This window comes from Chloroflexaceae bacterium (genome assembly GCA_025057155.1).
Taxonomy (GTDB): Bacteria; Chloroflexota; Chloroflexia; order Chloroflexales; family Chloroflexaceae; genus JACAEO01.
The window spans coordinates 279,869-295,831 of the sequence record JANWYD010000002.1 but is presented as its reverse complement, the minus strand read 5'-3'; the positions used below and the strand labels follow the sequence as shown (position 1 = coordinate 295,831).

At 62.9% G+C, this 15,963-nt stretch carries 15 protein-coding genes; 11 read left to right on the top strand and 4 right to left on the bottom strand.

Annotated features, from left to right (window positions below; translation table 11 throughout):
* The 8 genes from NZU74_02505 (at position 1) to NZU74_02470 (ending at position 7,370) form a co-directional block, all read left to right on the top strand.
* A complete protein-coding gene (locus NZU74_02505; GenBank protein MCS6880177.1) occupies positions 1 to 429 on the top strand; it encodes a 4'-phosphopantetheinyl transferase superfamily protein in 429 nt (142 codons plus the stop codon).
* A gap of 212 nt (positions 430 to 641) precedes the next feature.
* Positions 642 to 1,343 (top strand): SDR family oxidoreductase, encoded by a 702-nt coding sequence (locus NZU74_02500; GenBank protein MCS6880176.1) that lies wholly within the window; start codon positions 642 to 644, stop codon positions 1,341 to 1,343.
* Between the two features lies 1 nt (position 1,344).
* Positions 1,345 to 2,727 (top strand): fatty acid--CoA ligase family protein, encoded by a 1,383-nt coding sequence (locus NZU74_02495; protein ID MCS6880175.1) that lies wholly within the window; start codon positions 1,345 to 1,347, stop codon positions 2,725 to 2,727.
* On the top strand, positions 2,714 to 3,025 hold the full coding sequence (locus NZU74_02490; GenBank protein ID MCS6880174.1) for an acyl carrier protein: 312 nt from the start codon (positions 2,714 to 2,716) through the stop codon (positions 3,023 to 3,025). Before NZU74_02495 ends, NZU74_02490 begins: the two co-directional genes overlap by 14 nt.
* A 147-nt stretch (positions 3,026 to 3,172) precedes the next feature.
* Positions 3,173 to 3,769, top strand: coding sequence for a hypothetical protein (locus NZU74_02485; GenBank protein MCS6880173.1), 597 nt, complete (start codon positions 3,173 to 3,175; stop codon positions 3,767 to 3,769).
* Between the two features lie 28 nt (positions 3,770 to 3,797).
* On the top strand, positions 3,798 to 4,751 hold the full coding sequence (gene fabD / locus NZU74_02480; protein MCS6880172.1) for an ACP S-malonyltransferase: 954 nt from the start codon (positions 3,798 to 3,800) through the stop codon (positions 4,749 to 4,751).
* Positions 4,752 to 4,792: 41 nt separating this feature from the next.
* A complete protein-coding gene (locus NZU74_02475) occupies positions 4,793 to 5,983 on the top strand; it encodes a DegT/DnrJ/EryC1/StrS family aminotransferase (GenBank protein MCS6880171.1) in 1,191 nt (396 codons plus the stop codon).
* Between the two features lie 76 nt (positions 5,984 to 6,059).
* Positions 6,060 to 7,370 carry a hypothetical protein gene (locus NZU74_02470; GenBank protein MCS6880170.1) on the top strand — a complete coding sequence of 437 codons (1,311 nt, stop codon included), beginning with the start codon at positions 6,060 to 6,062 and terminating at the stop codon, positions 7,368 to 7,370.
* Between the two features lie 54 nt (positions 7,371 to 7,424).
* Here the strand turns inward: NZU74_02470 and NZU74_02465 are convergent, their stop codons facing one another.
* Positions 7,425 to 9,620: a cyclic nucleotide-binding domain-containing protein gene (locus tag NZU74_02465; GenBank protein MCS6880169.1), complete on the bottom strand. Its 2,196-nt coding sequence runs from the start codon at positions 9,618 to 9,620 to the stop codon at positions 7,425 to 7,427.
* Positions 9,621 to 9,797: 177 nt separating this feature from the next.
* Here NZU74_02465 and NZU74_02460 point away from each other — a divergent pair, with 177 nt between their 5' ends.
* The 3 genes from NZU74_02460 (at position 9,798) to NZU74_02450 (ending at position 11,822) form a co-directional block, all read left to right on the top strand.
* Positions 9,798 to 10,553, top strand: coding sequence for a YebC/PmpR family DNA-binding transcriptional regulator (locus NZU74_02460; GenBank protein MCS6880168.1), 756 nt, complete (start codon positions 9,798 to 9,800; stop codon positions 10,551 to 10,553).
* Between the two features lie 91 nt (positions 10,554 to 10,644).
* Positions 10,645 to 11,136 (top strand): crossover junction endodeoxyribonuclease RuvC, encoded by a 492-nt coding sequence (gene ruvC, locus NZU74_02455; GenBank protein MCS6880167.1) that lies wholly within the window; start codon positions 10,645 to 10,647, stop codon positions 11,134 to 11,136.
* A gap of 2 nt (positions 11,137 to 11,138) precedes the next feature.
* A complete protein-coding gene (locus NZU74_02450) occupies positions 11,139 to 11,822 on the top strand; it encodes a hypothetical protein (protein ID MCS6880166.1) in 684 nt (227 codons plus the stop codon).
* Positions 11,823 to 11,967: 145 nt separating this feature from the next.
* On the opposite strand, the gene NZU74_02445 is transcribed toward NZU74_02450, so the two are convergent.
* The 3 genes from NZU74_02445 to NZU74_02435 form a co-directional block, all read right to left on the bottom strand.
* Positions 11,968 to 13,233 (bottom strand): cellulase family glycosylhydrolase, encoded by a 1,266-nt coding sequence (locus NZU74_02445; protein ID MCS6880165.1) that lies wholly within the window; start codon positions 13,231 to 13,233, stop codon positions 11,968 to 11,970.
* A 107-nt stretch (positions 13,234 to 13,340) separates the two neighbouring features.
* Positions 13,341 to 15,134, bottom strand: a complete 1,794-nt coding sequence (locus tag NZU74_02440; GenBank protein ID MCS6880164.1) for a hypothetical protein — start codon at positions 15,132 to 15,134, stop codon at positions 13,341 to 13,343.
* A 242-nt stretch (positions 15,135 to 15,376) separates the two neighbouring features.
* The gene (locus NZU74_02435) at positions 15,377 to 15,901 is read right to left on the bottom strand and encodes a TIGR00725 family protein (GenBank protein ID MCS6880163.1); all 525 of its coding nucleotides are present in this window, start codon (positions 15,899 to 15,901) and stop codon (positions 15,377 to 15,379) included.
* Positions 15,902 to 15,963 lie beyond the last annotated feature (62 nt).

The following is a 15,963-nucleotide window of genomic DNA, read 5'->3' as shown; positions in this document are numbered from 1 at the left end:
ATGTCTATTACGATGGGGATCGACCTGACCGATATCGCCCCCTTTGCCCGCTTGCTCGACCGGCACGGCGCGCGGTTCCTCGACCGCATCTACACCCCCCGCGAGCAGAAGCAGTGCGGTCGGGAGGCGGCGCTGCTGGCCTGCCTCTTCGCCGCAAAAGAGGCGGTCGCCAAGGTGCTCGGAACCGGGTTGAACTACCTGGCCGCCACCGGAGTCGATCTTCGCGAGATGGAAATTATCGCTGCAGGCCCGCGCGGGCCGTCTCAAGTGTGGTTGCATGGCGCAGCGCGGATCCGCGCCGCTGAACTGGCGTTACACGAGTGGTCGGTAAGTTTCGCCCACTCGCGCACCTATGCGCTGGCCATGGTCATCGCCTGGCCGGGAGCAGGAGGCTTCAGGAGGTCGCAAAACTCGCAGAATAACCTTTGACCCCTCTCTAGTCACAGAGCTGAAAGCGAGGAAGACGCGTTGGCTTCCTGCGAACCCATTCTTCTTCCTGATCGCAGACCGTAGAGCGCTATAGCGTTTCTCGAAAGTTTGACCCGTCATGATAGCAGCGCGAGCGCAGCGAGCCACACGGCTCGGGGTCCTCGGTGAATCAATCGGTCAGCGCTCTAACAGCAGAAGGGACAACGAACCAGATGGAACCGCAACGTGTCGCGCTGGTAACCGGAAGTCGCAAGGGGCTGGGCAAGTTTATTGCTGAACAGTTGCTCGACCGCGGCTACCAGGTGGTGGGATGCAGCCGCGAGCCTGCCGACTGGGAACGCGCGGGCTACTGGCATCTCTGCGCCGATGTCAGTGATGAGCAGCAGGTGCAACGGTTACTGAGCCAGATCCGCCAGCGCTTTGGCCGGCTCGACGTTACGATCAACAATGCCGGCGTCGCTTCGATGAACCATGCTCTGCTGATCCCCGCCGCAACGGTCAACCAGGTCATGGAGATCAACGTGCGCGGCGCCTTCCTGGTGTCGCGTGAGAGCGCCCGCTTGATGCGCAAGCGCCAGTACGGGCGGATCGTTAATCTGACCACCGTGGCCGTTCCGCTGTCGCTGGAGGGCGAGTCGATTTACGTGGCTTCAAAGAGCGCCGTTGAGGCGCTGACGCGGGTCCTGAGCCGCGAACTGGCGCCGTTTGGCATTACGGTGAACGCCGTCGGTCCCACGCCGGTGGAGACCGATCTGATCCGCAACGTTCCTCGCGACAAAATTGAGGAAATTGTGAACCGGCTGGCGATCAAACGGCTTGGTCAGCCAGCCGATGTGTTCAATGTGGTGGAGTTTTTTATCCGGCCAGAGAGCGACTACATTACCGGCCAGATCATCTATCTGGGAGGAGCCTGATATGGGTTGCCTGACGTGGTTGTTCGAGCGTTTCGCCAGAGAACCTGAGCGAAACTTCATCATCTGGCGCGATCAACCCTACACCTATGCGTGGCTCACGGAACATATCCGCGAGTGGGAAACGCGCCTTGATGCCGCCGATGTAGCACCGGGAACGGTCGTGGCGATTGAGGGCGATTATTCGCCCCACGTCGTTGCCCTGATGCTGGCGCTTATCGAGCGGGGAACGATCCTTGTTCCGCTGACCGCCAGCGTCGAGGTCCACAAAGAGGAGTTCAAGCAGATCGCCGAGGTGCAGGTGGTGATTGCAATTGACCGCAATGAGCAGAGCAGCATCAGTCGCCGCCCCACCGAAGTGACGAACGAACTGACCCGTAAACTGATTGCCAGTGGCGATCCGGGCCTGGTGCTCTTCTCCTCTGGCTCGACCGGCAAGAGCAAAGCCGCGCTGCACAACTTCACCAATCTGCTGGAGAAGTTCAAAACGCCCCGCCACTCGATGGTCACCCTGACCTTCCTCCTGCTTGATCACATCGGGGGCATCAACACCCTGCTCTATGTACTCTCCAACACCGGCTGCGTCGTCACGGTGGAGGACCGCGACCCCGACAAGGTCTGCGCGGCCATTGAACGGCATCGGGTGGAAGTGTTGCCCACCTCGCCCACCTTTCTCAACCTGTTGCTGATCTCCGAAGCCTACAAGCGGCACGATCTCTCCTCGCTCAAACGGGTCACCTACGGCACCGAGCCGATGCCCGAGCATACCCTCCGACGCATCCACGAGATCCTGCCCCACGCAGAACTGCTGCAAACCTATGGCCTGTCGGAGATCGGCATCATGCGCTCCAAGTCGCGCAGCTCGGACTCCCTCTGGGTCAAAGTTGGCGGCGAAGATTTCGAAACGAAGATCCAGGACGGCACGCTGTGGATCAAGGCGCGCTCCGCGATGCTCGGCTATCTGAACGCGCCCTCGCCCTTTGACGCCGACGGCTGGTTCAACACCGGCGATGCAGTCGAGGTGGACGGCGAGTACATCCGCATCCTGGGACGCACGTCGGAGATCATCAATGTCGGCGGCCAGAAGGTGTATCCGGCCGAGGTGGAGAGCGTCCTGCTCCAGATGCCTAATGTGCGCGATGTGGCCGTGACCGGTGAATCCAATCCGATAACCGGGCAGATTGTCGTTGCACGCTTCAACCTGTTCGAGCCGGAGGATGCGGCGCAGTTCCGCAAGCGGGTGCGCGATTTTTGCCGTGACCGCATGGCCGCGTTCAAGATCCCGGCCAAGATCCTGATCGTCGAGAACGCACAGTACAGCCAGCGCTTTAAGAAGATGCGCCGTCAACCGGCGGCTACAGGAGGAATCACGAATGAACCGCAGTGACGTGATGGACCTGATCGTGACAACCCTGCGGGATCTGCTGGCCGGCGACCCGGCCAGAGCCGGCCTGCCGATCGAGGAAAGCACCCGGCTCTATGGCCCCGAGGGCCTGCTGGACTCGCTGCGCCTGGTGAGCCTGGTGCTCGACCTGGAGCAGGAGATCAATGCTCGGCTGGACACCGCCATCACCATCGCCGACAGCCGGGCCATGTCGCAGCAGCGCAGCCCCTTCCGCAGCGTCGGCAGTCTGGCCGATTACATTGTGCGCCTCCTGGCCGAGGAGCACCAGCAGGCAGCCTGATCAGTCTGCGAACTACATTTTTCGCTAAACCCTTACCCCTCCAATCCTCCCCCAGCGGGGTAGAGCCCCGGCGCCCCCCCGTTGGGGGGAGGCTGGAGCGAAATCGCATTCGAGTACGAGGACACAGCGCATCGCGGAGAGCCTGTTGTGAACACCGTACCATTCCCCTCCCGCAAGACCCTGGCCTGGACCATTGACGCCATCCGGCAAGACCTGCGCCGCTATTCCCGCGATGCTCCGCTGCTGGTGGTTTTCCTTCGATCAGCGTATCTGCACCCCGCGCTGGCGGGCGTTTTGTACTACCGTATCGGGCACTGGTTGTGGCTGAACCGGCGCAATCCGCTCATTTTCCTGGCGTTTCTCGGCTACCTGGCCTTCTACCCGCTGGTGCGCATGTACTCGGGGCTGGAACTGCTGCCGCAGACCACGGTGGGACCGGGGTTGCAGGTGCTGCACCTCGGCCCAACGGTCATTCACTACCGGGCGATCCTCGGCAGCAATGTCACCCTGCTGCACAGCGTGACCATTGGAGTTTCGGTTATTGGCATCTCGAACATCGGCGCCCCTCGCATTGGCAATAATGTCGCCATCGGCGCCGGAGCGGCGATACTTGGCGACATCACCATCGGCGACAACGTTACAATCGGCGCCAACGCGGTGGTGACTCGTTCTGTGCCGGCGGATACGACGGTGGTAGGCAATCCCGCCAGGCCGGTTTTTACGCGAGAAGCCGCGGAGCGGTAGGGGCGCACACAAGGAGCGAAACGAGACCATGACAATGTACGCGGCCCTTTTTCCCGGTCAAGGCTCACAATTTGTGGGGATGGGCAAGGCGCTGGTCGAGGGATCGCCTGTAGCGGCGGCAGTCTTTGCCGAGGCCGACGCTGTGCTTGACTTCGCCCTGTCAACGCTCTGCTTTGATGGACCGGAATTGGAGTTGAATGATACAGCGAACGCTCAGCCGGCGATCTTCGTGGCCAGCATCGCGGCCTGGAGAACGCTGCGCGAGGCCCTGACGACGCCGCCGGCCGCAGTAGCCGGTCACAGCCTGGGCCTGTATGCCGCCCTGGTCGCGGCAGGGTCGCTCGAGTTCGCCGACGCGCTGCGGTTGGTACGGGCGCGTGGCCTGGCCATGAAGGCGGCAGGCGAACTGGCTCCCGGCGGCATGATGGCCGTACTGGGCCAGTCGCGGGACACGGTGAGCCAGCTCTGCGACAGGGCGGCGCAAATCACCGACGCAGTGATCACCATTGCCAACGATAACTGCCCCGGTCAAATCGTAGTTGCCGGTGATCGGCGCGCTCTGGAGACCTTCGCGGCGCTGGTGCAGGAGCAGCCAGGCGCCCTCCCGCCCACTCCGCTCAAGGTCAGCGTGGCCCCCCATACACCGCTCATGCAGCCCGCGCTAGGGAGCTTTCTGGAAGTGCTGGCGGCGACGCCGATTGCGGCGCCGGCGATCCCTGTGCTCGGCAACGTATCTGCCGACTGGCTCGCCTCGGCTGAGGCGGTGCGACAGGAGTTGAGCGAGCAACTTACCCGCGAGGTGCGCTGGGTCGCCTCGATGCGTCGCCTGATTGAAACGGGGATTAGCACCGTGGTCGAAGTGGGGCCGGGGAAGGTGCTTACCGGCCTGATGCGGGCCATTGATCGGCGCGTCGGGCGCATGAACTTCGGTGACAACCCGGCCGGTCTCGCGGAACTGGTTGAGGCCCTGCAAGGCGTGTAAAGGGCCGGCCTCAACATCTAGCAGCATTCGCGGAGTTTAGCATGACCACAACGGTATCCATTCCGATGTCCTCGCCGGATCTGACCGATGCCGAGATTGCCGCCGTCACGGAGGTATTGCATACTCCCATCCTTAGCATCGGGCCACAGATTAAGGCCTTTGAACAGGCCCTGGCTGACCGGGTGGGAGTCGCCCACGCGGTAGGCGTAAACTCGGGAACCAGCGGCCTGCACCTCTGCGTGATCGCCGCCGGCATCGGTGACGGCGACCTGGTGCTGACGCCCTCGTTCTCGTTCATCGCCTCGGCGAACTGCATTCTGTACGAGCGCGGGGTGCCGGTCTTCATAGACGTTGATCGGGCAACCGGTAATATCGATCCAAACCTGGCGGCGGAAGCGGCTGCGGATCTGGCGCGGGGCGGGCCGGCCGCCAGGCGCTGGCTGCCGCCCGCCCTGCGCGACCATGCGCCAAAGGGCCGGCTGAAGGCGCTGCTGCCAGTCCACGCCTTTGGGCAACCGGCAGACATGGATCCCATTCTGGGAGTGGCCCGCGACCACGGCCTGGCCGTGATCGAAGACGCCTGCGAGGCAATTGGCGCAACCTACAAAGGTCGCGCCGCAGGCGCCATCGGCGACGCGGCGGTTTTCGCCTTTTATCCTAACAAACAAATGACGACCGGCGAAGGCGGCATGATCGTCACCAACCGCGCGGCGTGGGCTGACCTCTTCCGCAGCCTGCGCAATCAGGGGCGTGATGTCTTTGACGCCTGGCTCAACCACACCCGCCTGGGTTATAACTACCGCCTGGATGAACTGAGCGCCGCGCTGGGGCTGGTGCAGGTGCGGCGTCTGGACGAGCTGCTGGCGAAGCGCGCCCAGGTGGCGCGCTGGTACAACGAGCGCCTGGCCGATCTGGAACTGGTCGAACGCCCGTACATTGCGCCAACCACCACTGCGATGAGCTGGTTCGTCTATGTAGTGCGCATCGTGGCGCCCGCCAGCCGCGACCAGGTGATGCGCCAGTTGGCAGAGGCGGGCGTCCCCAGCCGGCCCTACTTCACTCCCATCCACCTGCAGCCCTTCTACCAGAGTCGCTTTGGCTACCGGCGCGGCGATTTGCCTGTAACCGAGCACCTGGGTGACGTGTCGCTGGCCTTGCCATTCTCAAGTGTCATGAGTGAGGATCAAGTGGATTACGTCTGTACGCAACTGCAACGCTGCCTCGCCGGCTAAAGTCGGTCTCGGAGGGCCGCGTCCTCCCAGACCCAACCTTCCAGTGGCGCTCTCTGGAGATCAGAGAACAGCGACGATGCAACATGCACTTTCCATACTCGCCTGGATGCTGCGCCGGAGCGCCGTACTGCCGCTCGGCTGCATCCTGTTGCTGGCCTGCGGAACGGCTGTCTCCAGCCCGCCAGTCGCCAGCGTTTCGCCAATGTCCATCCCAGTTCCCCCGGCTACCGAGCGACCCACGCGCCCCGCTGAGCAACCGGCGCCGTCGCCTACCGCGCCGACAACGCCGCCAACTGCTGTTCCATCCGCCGGGGGCGCGCTGAGCGAGAGGGGGGTGCGTATCCGCGCCGACAGCGCCCTGCTGGTGGATGGGCAGCCCTTTTTTCCCTTTGGCTTTGGGCTGTACCCCCAGTACAACAGCGAAGAGTTTCGTCCAGAGACGCTACGCTCGATTGCCGCCAGCGGGTTTAATACTTTGCTCGCCCCGATCCGCCTCAACTACCCCGACCTCCAGGCCGATGCGGCAAGGCTGGGGATGCGCCTGATCGCCGAGATCTACCCGTATGAACTCGATGACGCCGGCATTGTGCGCGCCATTCGACACGTCAAAGACGGGCCGGCGCTGCTGGCCTACAGTATCGCCGACGATGTGGACGACGGCGAGTACTACACCCCGGAACTGGTAAGTCGGATCAATCAACTGGTCAAAAGCGTTGATCGCCAGCATCCAACCTACATCAGCGGTTTCGTCCCCCAACGCATCCATTTATTCATGCAGAGCGCTGATACGGTCGCGATGCAGTCATATCCGATTGGTAAAACCTATTGGGAGCACGCTCGTATCGGGCACGTGAACTACGCGCTTGCAACCGCAATCGCCGCGGCCCGACCCTTCAATCGCCCGATTATCGCCAATCTCCAGGCCTTTGCCTGGCCAGAGCAGCGTGAGCCGACGGCGGTTGAGATCCGCAATATGACCTACCAGGCGCTGGTCAACAACGTGCGTGGCATTATCTACTACACCTACAATGACGGCTACTGGCGGCTGGAGAAGCATCCGGCGGTATTAGGGGCGCTGCGGGAACTGGCGCCCGAAGTGCAACGGCTGACGCCAATACTGCTCGACGGCCTCTATACACCCTTGCCAACCGGCAAGCCGGATCTCCTGGCGGCGCAGTGGCGCTACGGCGATGAAGTGTATGTGATGGTCGTCAACGCGACCGATCGGGCGTCCGCGGTAACGGTCAACCTGGCCACGCCGGTGTCAGGGCCGGCAAAGCCTGTCTTTGACCGGCGTCCAGGAGGGATGACCTTCAATGCGGGCCGCTTGCAGGGGTCGCTGGAAGCGATGGCCGTGCACGTGTATGTTTTCAAGGCAGCGCGCTGAGGCAAACAGTTCTGAGCGGGATGCGGGAGGCCGGGCCTCTCCGCATCCCTGTGTTTACGCGAACGAAACACCTGCGTCGCCAGCGCTCGGCGCACCGAGCGCTCGCAGATGCATGAGCAACTGGGGGTACAGGAGGTTGAAACGCTCGAGCGCCGGCGCCGCTAATGCCCAGACGACAGTCGGCGCGGTAGCGCTGGCAGTTAGCCGGTGCGATGAGCCGTAGAGTGCGGCCTGGTAGCCAAAAAGCCGTCCTGGTTGCCGGAGTTCGTCAACTACCAGACCTTCGGCGGTTGAAAATTGCACAGCGCCCTCGACAAGCACGTAGCCTTCATAGCCCGGCTCGCCACTCACAAACAAACGCTCTCCGACGCTCAGCGATCGAGGCTCAAAGTCAAGCGCCAGGTCGAGAAGACTGGCCCAGGGCAACGCGCCTAACACCGGCGTCTCGGCGAGCCAATCAGCGCGGGCGCAGGCTGTCGCCAGCCCCAGTCGCTCCGCCGCCGGCCAGAAGACCTCGGGCCTCAGGCATAACAGTGTTACTTGACCCCGGGCCACCAGGGTTCTGGTGCGCGCGCCACCGAGCAGCGCACCTCGCTCGCCAAGACTGCTGCCGCGCCCGAGCACCCGCACCGGCGCCTCGCCAATACTAATGGTTACGATGCCCGAATGGACAATGTAGGCGCACCCATCTGAAGGTTCACCCTCGTGAAAGATCACTTCCCCTTCAGAGAAGCTCACAACCTCTACTTGCCGGGCCAGAGCGAGCCGCTCGGCGGACGACAGACGCGCGAAGAGCGGACAGGCAGCGATGGTCTCGACCAGTTCGATCTGCTCATCATCGGGCAGGGGCGCACCCAGGCCCACCACCGAACCGCTGGCGGCAAACTCGACGCGTCCGGCCATCTCGGAACTGGTCTCCGGCAGGGCATGAGTGCGCGTATGGGCCAGCACCAGGCGCTGGCTCTTGGCCGTCAGCGCTTTGAGCAGACGCGGCGACAGGGTGCTGTGGATCGTGCCGCCGCCCACATCCTGCACCAGCACGCTCGCGCCTTCGGCGAAGCGTACCAGTTCCTGGCGCCGCTGCTCTGAAAGCACGCCCCGGGCGACCAGTTCATCGAACCACTCCTCGTCGTAGCGCATATCACCCGAATAACACACCCCATTGACCCGCACGGCCAGCGTCGGCACCGAGTGGACAGCGTAGATCGCCTCGAAGCGCCGGCCTTCTAACTCCAGCGGCGTGCCCGGATTCAACGGCACATAATCGAAGAGCGCCGCCACGTCGGGGATCGGCAGGTCGAGCATGGCGCTCAGCACGCGCAGCAAGCCTCGATAGATCAGATCTGAGGTCAGCAATCGCACCCGGTGGCTGCCCATCAGGATCAACTCGGGTAGTCCGGCCAGATGATCCTCATGCAGATGTGAGAGCACGACCTCGGCAATATGGCTCGTGGAAAGGCCGAGATGGCTCAAACGCACGTAGGCGTAAGCGGCAGCATCGAAGAGCGTAGCCTGGGTTTCCACAGAAGAACCGAGGTAGGCCAGAAAACAGGTCGTAATGCCATCAGGATCGAAACCATCGCTGCCACCGATGAACTGCAACGTCACCTCCTGGCGTTGCAATGGTCGGGGCGGCGCCAGGGTCAGCGGCAGGGCCACCTCGCTGACGCGCGCGCTCACGCGCGCCAGCTCTACTGCCCCTTCACGAAAGACAAATGCGTCACCCTCCAGGTTGATGCTCACCGGACCCAGCGTACCGCCACCGGCTTCCAGGCTCACAACCTCGGCCATATCTTCAAGCGTAGGGGCGCGGCCCAGTGGCGGATAATAAGCCACTGCCGCGCATTCGGCCTGAAGCCAGGTGTAAGGGCCATACGCAGCCGCATCAGTCGGACCGTTGATCGTTTCCTCGAGCAACATTCGCAGTCGGCGCGCCTGAGCCTCGGTCACCGTGATCAGGCGCGCCTTGCGCCCGTTGACAAAATAGTTGGAGTAGATCAAAAACTCAACGCTGGCATAGTTAATACCCCGGCGCACAAAACCGCCGGAGCCTAACTCACTTCCAGGCGGAATATCGGGAGGGATCAGGATCGTCGCTGGCGGGCTGATATGGTTCGCGAGGAGGTACTTGAGCGTCTCGGGCGGGCAGTTGACCAGCACGTCACCGGCCGCAGTGGTCACCACGGTGATCGAGTTGGGCAACCTGCGTATCCGCTCCGAGTCGCCGGGCTGCGTGTTCGCGATGGACATCGACGGGCGTCCTTTCACAGGCGCAAGGTCTCCCACGCCAACGAAGACTCCCGCTGGCGCGCCCCCATTACAAAGGGTACTATACTAAACGAGGCCGCACCAGATGTTTGCATATCGTGTTGACCATCCCCCACTATGCTATAATATCCGGAGATCAGCTCGCATTCAGGAGGGAGTATGTCCGGCCATTCCAAATGGCATACGATCAGACGTTCCAAGGGCGTTGCCGATCAGCGCCGTGGGCAGTTGTTCACCAGGCTCGCCCGTGATATCACTCTCGCAGTAAAGGAGGGCGGCAGCGGCGACCCGGATCTGAACTTTCGCCTCCGCCTGGCCGTAGAAAAGGCGAAGTCGAACAATATGCCGGGCGAGAGCATCCAGCGCGCGATTGACCGCGGTCTCGGCAAGAGTAATGAGACCGCCCTTGAAGAGGTGTACTACGAGGGCTACGCGCCCGGCGGCATCGCCCTGCTGATCCAGACGGCCACCGATAATCGGAACCGCACCAACTCCGATATCCGCGCCACTCTGAACAAGGCTGGCGGCAGTCCCGGCGAACCAGGGTCGGTCAGTTGGATGTTTGAACTCAAGGGTTTGATTACCGTGGATCTCACGGGTTCCAGGATGGACCCCGATGAAGTGCAACTGGCGGCGATTGACGCCGGCGCCGATGATGTCGAGGTCGAAGGCAACGTGCTGGAGATCTACTGCGAGTGGACGCAACTCAACGCCGTGCGCCAGACGCTGCTCGACCAGGGCATTCCCATTATCAGCGCCGAGAAGACGATGCGCCCTAAAACGCAGATCGAGCCTGACGAGAAGGACGCCCTGGCAGCCATGCGGCTGATGGAGAAACTGGAAGACCTTGATGATGTGCAGAAGGTCTACTCCAACCTGTTGATTACCGACGCCATCGCCGCCAAATTCGAGTAGGCCCGACGCCTGATGCGCGACCAGACACCTGGAGGCGGAACAAAGCGACCCGGATTTCCCCCAGCCTGCAGGTGAGCGGGGGAAGGAAGCGATGCGTACCCTGGGCATCGACCCCGGCACGGCGATCATGGGGTGGGGCATTGTGGAGATCAGCAATGGTCGCCTCGCCCTGATCGGCAGCGGCGCCCTCACCACCCCCGCCGGCACGCCGCAAGCCGAACGGCTACGTCTCCTCTACGACGGCCTGCGCGACCTGATCGCCCGCTATGCGCCAGACGCCGCGGCAATTGAGGAACTGTTCTTCGGCAAAAATGTAAACACCGCGTTGTCAGTGGGACAGGCCCGTGGCGTGGCCCTGCTGGCTCTGGCGCAGGCCGGCCTCACCATCCACGAGTACAAACCCCTGGCGGTCAAACAGGCCGTCGCAGGCTACGGCGGGGCCGACAAGAAACAAATGCAAGAGATGGTGCGACTGACCCTTGGCCTTGAGTCTGTTCCCCGCCCCGATGATGCCGCCGACGCCCTTGCCGTAGCCATCTGTCATGCCTATACTGCCCCGACCCTGCAGCGCCTCCGGCAGTAATTATGTCAAAACGGCGTCCTGGCGCTCCTGCCGATCTGGAAGAAGTTCGTCCCGATCTCTTCGTGGTGCATAACCCCGCCGCCGGGCCGGTGTTGCGCGGCGAGGGACAGCGTGAGGGCGATCGTTTCCGCCTGACCACCTGGCGCCGCGAGGGACTTCTCGCGCGGCTGCGCGACCGGGGCTTCACCGTGCTGACCCTGGCCGATCAGATCGCAGCGCTGCCGCCGCTGCCCGTCGCCGCGCCTCCGGGCGAACCCTTCACGCGCGAGCTTGCGCCCGGCGAACGGATCAGCTACTTCGCCGGCAATCCGCCCGGCTGGCATGCCGTTCCTCACCTTGCCCCCGACCGCGTAACCTTGCGCGAGGGGTGGATCATCCGCCGCCGCAGAGGGCGCGGCGCTGCTGATTACTACTACGCTGATCGAGGTACGCTGACACCGCTCGACGAAACGACGGCCCTGCGCCTGGGGTACGCCCTCGTCGCGCGGCAGGGCGGCGCGTCGGTCATCGCCGAGCGCGCTGGGGAAGGATGGCGACTACCTGATGTGCCCTTACCACCCGAACACCGGCGTCTGTTCGGGCGTTTTGCCACCCATACCCGTGAAGGATGGCTGACGCCCGCTACGGCGTTGCCCCTGGCCACGGCCCTGCTTGCCCGTCTGGGCTTGCGTGTACGCACCGAGTAGAACTGGCCCGGCGGGGCCAGCCTCTACGCGCCCGTCAATTGCCCTGTAGCGTTGCTCGAAATGATTGACCCGTAATGTTGGCGGCGCGACGCAGCGAGCCACACGACTCGGCGTCCTCGGTGGATCAATCCTTCCAGTCAGTGCCTTACCGTCCTTGCTTCTGCTTCAACTCCGCAATCAGGGACTGCACCGCCAGATAGGAGGGACGGGGGCTCCAATCGGGATTCAGGATGCCGAAGGAAGCCTGCTCGTGCATGGTATCGAGGCCGTTTTCAGCCTTGGTGACAGCGAAGTTCATGTTCCAGAGGAACATATTGCCGACCCAGGGATACAACTCATACGCGCGGCGAATAGCCCCGGTGATGTATTCGGCCTGTTGCTCGAAGCTCACCTGATTGCCAAACTCGTAACCGGGCGTATTGTTGGCCGTAGCCCAGCCATACTCGGTGATCCAGATCTCCTTATCGCCCATCCCGTACTCTTCCATCCACCGGCGCACATTCTCCACGTGTCGGAAGTAGAAGGTGGGGTGGTCGGTCCAACCCTGGGCGGTGCTTGGATTGTCCGGCCACAGGGTATCAGGCGGATTGGCCGAGCCGCCAGGATGTACGGCCTGGATATCGAAGTAGTTGCGCACTTCGCCGCCATTGTAAGTATACATAGTACGGTAGAAGTCTTCATCGGAGAGGGCAATGCTCTCGTTGGTCACCCCGGTGGAAGATGAAGCCGCCGCCAGCACCAGGGCTTCGGGGTCAATCGCCTTGATGCGTTCATAGGCGCGTTTCAACATCTCCACGTAGCGCCCGACATCTTCGGAACGAATGACGCCGCCGGTCTCGTGGGCCAGGTTTGGCTCGTTCCAGATCTCATAGGCGTGAATACGTCCTTTGTAGCGCTCGGCGAGCACGGCCATAAAGTTGGCAAAGGTTTCGGGATCGTCGGGCAGACCATTGGTGGCGCTATAGAATGTCGGAGAACGCACCACGTTCACCAGCAATTTGCGATTGTAGGCATTGACCGCCTCAACAATCTGGTCAATCTCGTCCCAGGCCCAGATGCCTTTCTCAGGATCTTCAATATCGCGCCAGTAGATCTGCTGGCGCACCCAGTCGAACCCGGCATTTTGCACAAGCTGCATGACGCGCGCCCGATCAGTATAGTAGAGATGCACCACGACCCCGAACTCAAGATAATCTGGATTGACCGGGGCGACCACGGAGGGGGTGGGAGCTGGAACGGCAGTGGCAGGCGGAACGTTTGTCGGCTGAGGGGCAGCCGTTGGCGCGGGCAAGGTGGTCGCGCTCACTTGCTGGTCGGGACCGGGCCGGGCCGGGCCGCTACACGCGACCAGCGCCAGCATGAGCGTCAGTGCCACGAAGGTCAGGGCATGACGCTGGAGGTTGAGGATCATCGTTCACTCTCCTGATTGGACGCACGGACAGGAGGCGGGGTTCCCGCCTCCTGCCGCCGTATGCTAAACCCTGGAGTGCCGGTTATTCTGGGCGCCCCGACGAGACGCTACCGCTTGGGGAAGGCCTGAATGGCATTGAAGGCCGGTCGCGGGCTCCAGTCGCCGTTCAGGACGCCAAAGGACGCCTGTTCGTGCAACTCATTGCCATAGTAGCGCCAGGGGATGGCGAAATTGAGGTTCCAGATGAACATCGCGCCCACCCACGGGGCCCACTCGTAGCGCCCGATCTCCAGCGCCCGCGTCAACCAGGCGGCCTGCGTCTCGAAGGAGATGCTGTTGCCGTACTCATAGCCTGGCGTATTGTTCCGCGTGGCCCAGCCGAACTCGGTGACCCAGATCTGCCGGTCGGCCATCCCGTTGGCGACCAGGATGTTGCGCGTGTCTTCGATGCGGCGGAAATAAAACTCATTGCTGGTGCGCCAGCCTGGCCCCGGGCCGGGTCGCTCCGGCCAGCGGCTATCGGGCGGATTGTAATGGCCGCCGGGATGCAGGCCAATGGCATCCACATTGTTGCGGAACTTCGGATTAACCGCCATCTGGCGGATATACTCCAGGTCGCTGATGGCGATATCCTGGCGGTTCGTGTCCGTGCTCGTGGGCGCGCCGCTGACCACAATCGCATAGGGATCGGCAGCCTTGATGGCCTGGTATGCCACCTCCAGCAGATCGACATAGTAGTTGGCATTCGCCACACGCCCGCCGACGCCGCCATCGCGAGCGCAGTCGCCGCCGTTTTCACAGGCGCGGTTCTGCTCGTTCCAGATCTGGTAGGCCTGGACGCGACCCCGATAACGCGCGGCCATCTGGCCCATGAACGACCCGAAATCGCGGAAGTTCTCGCGGCGGGGCATACCCGGCCCGCCGGCCCAGTCCGGCGCCGAGACGACGCTGATCAGCAGATTGACCCCCTGACGGCTTGCGTCATTCACAATATCGTCAAGTTCGGCCCAGTAGATCGCTCCGGAGCGGTCGTGCAGATCGCGCCAGCGGATCTGCTGGCGGATCCAGAATATCCCGGCATTCTTCGAGAGCGTCAGCACCCGGTTGCGATCCTGCCACGGCGTGCCCTGGCCATAGAGATGGGCATTGAAGCCATAGATGAACGGACGCGGCAGAGCCTCGGCGGCGCTCCGCGGGCGAAAGGCGGGATTGTCACGGTGGAAACGGTCACGGTACTCGTTGCCCAGCAGGCCGAGGAGGATGCGGTAGCGCGGATCGGGTTGCTCGGGGTGCCATTCCATGCGCTGGCGCTCGAAATACTGCACCCAGTATACCTGGCCGTCCTGCGAGTTCACCTCCTGGAACTGCTCGCTCAGGGGGTAGCCGAAGGTGGCCAGCCCGCCATTGTTGAGCCAGAAATCGCGGAAGGGGGCCGGGTTGTTGCGGAGGGTATGCCCGGTCTCAGCGAACCACGTGCCATCGCCGGGATTAGGAACAGGACGGAACGGCTCCTCATTTTCGCGGCCCCTGGCCAGTTGCGTACCCATCAGGCGCCCGAGGATGTAGTAGCGGTTGCCTTGCTGACCGAAGTTCTCCGGATGCTCCTCCAGCACGGCCCGCTCAAAGTACTGCACGCGGTAGAACTGGCCAGGGCTGGTGAAGCTCTCTTCGATAAAGGGCTGCGAAATCGGGTAACCCAGCACGAAGAGGGCGTTGGGCGTATTCTTCCAGGCCTCCAGGAACCAGTTGACCGCGGTCTGCCCGGTCTCAGGGAAGAAACGCGCCTGATAGGGAGGAAACGTGTCGGCGACCCGGCTCTGGGCCGCCCCGGGCGCCGGCCAGGCAACCAGGGTGGCCAGAGTAGCGACCAGCAGCAGAAGGACTAGCATCCGTCTGGCCATGTTCATAGTTCTCCTCAGCTTGATGTCAGCGTCTTGGAAGATCGTAGCGCGCCTACACCCTCCCGATCACCTACACCCTCCCGATCAGGGGGAAACTATCGTCCCTTTTCCAACGTTCTCGCGTGACTAGTATCACCAGGGCGACGCGGCGCTCGGATCGGCTTTGCTTTGGATTCTAGTGGCGGGCGCTGACACGCTCCTGATACGATGCTGATCCGACTGTTACCGTTCGATGACGATTGTCACGACTCGTGAGCGAGTGACGGGCTGCCGGGCCGACGCCTGGCATCACGCGCCTCGGCTGCCAGGCGCAGCGCGTGTTCAACGGCCTCCTCGGGGCCGGCGACTGTGTGCAGATGCGACGCGCCGAGATCCCATGTCATCAACCCTACCACGGGCCGGCCCATCTTGCGTGCCAGAGCAATTTCGCTCAGGGTGCCGTACTCGCCGCCAATCGCGATGACCGCGTCGGCGCTCTGCACCAGCACCACATTGCGCGCCTGGCCCATGCCCGTGGCGATGGCGAGAGTGACATAGGGATTGGCCGCGTCCGGGTCAGCCTGGGGCAGTATGCCAACGGTCAGGCCGCCCGCGCGCGCTGCACCGCGGCATGCCGCGGCCATAACGCCGCCAAGGCCCCCGCACACCAGCACTGCGCCGCGCCGGGCGATCAGTTCGCCAACAACTTCGGCCAGGGTGTTCAGACGCTCGTTCTCGACACCACTGCCGCACACGGCGATCACTGGCGCGCGAGGCGCGCGGGGCATACCTGGCTCGGAGATGTGTTCTGACATCAGGGGAAAAGGATAGACAGGCTACACTGCCTGAA

Coding starts and splice junctions, on each gene's coding strand:
- NZU74_02445 (MCS6880165.1), bottom strand. CDS start 13,233: ATGATCCTCAACCTCCAGCGTCATGCCCTGACCTTCGTGGCACTGACG.
- NZU74_02495 (MCS6880175.1), top strand. CDS start 1,345: ATGGGTTGCCTGACGTGGTTGTTCGAGCGTTTCGCCAGAGAACCTGAG.
- NZU74_02465 (MCS6880169.1), bottom strand. CDS start 9,620: ATGTCCATCGCGAACACGCAGCCCGGCGACTCGGAGCGGATACGCAGG.
- NZU74_02505 (MCS6880177.1), top strand. CDS start 1: ATGTCTATTACGATGGGGATCGACCTGACCGATATCGCCCCCTTTGCC.
- NZU74_02475 (MCS6880171.1), top strand. CDS start 4,793: ATGACCACAACGGTATCCATTCCGATGTCCTCGCCGGATCTGACCGAT.
- NZU74_02450 (MCS6880166.1), top strand. CDS start 11,139: ATGTCAAAACGGCGTCCTGGCGCTCCTGCCGATCTGGAAGAAGTTCGT.
- NZU74_02460 (MCS6880168.1), top strand. CDS start 9,798: ATGTCCGGCCATTCCAAATGGCATACGATCAGACGTTCCAAGGGCGTT.
- NZU74_02440 (MCS6880164.1), bottom strand. CDS start 15,134: ATGGCCAGACGGATGCTAGTCCTTCTGCTGCTGGTCGCTACTCTGGCC.
- fabD (MCS6880172.1), top strand. CDS start 3,798: ATGACAATGTACGCGGCCCTTTTTCCCGGTCAAGGCTCACAATTTGTG.
- NZU74_02490 (MCS6880174.1), top strand. CDS start 2,714: ATGAACCGCAGTGACGTGATGGACCTGATCGTGACAACCCTGCGGGAT.
- NZU74_02470 (MCS6880170.1), top strand. CDS start 6,060: ATGCAACATGCACTTTCCATACTCGCCTGGATGCTGCGCCGGAGCGCC.
- ruvC (MCS6880167.1), top strand. CDS start 10,645: ATGCGTACCCTGGGCATCGACCCCGGCACGGCGATCATGGGGTGGGGC.
- NZU74_02500 (MCS6880176.1), top strand. CDS start 642: ATGGAACCGCAACGTGTCGCGCTGGTAACCGGAAGTCGCAAGGGGCTG.
- NZU74_02435 (MCS6880163.1), bottom strand. CDS start 15,901: ATGCCCCGCGCGCCTCGCGCGCCAGTGATCGCCGTGTGCGGCAGTGGT.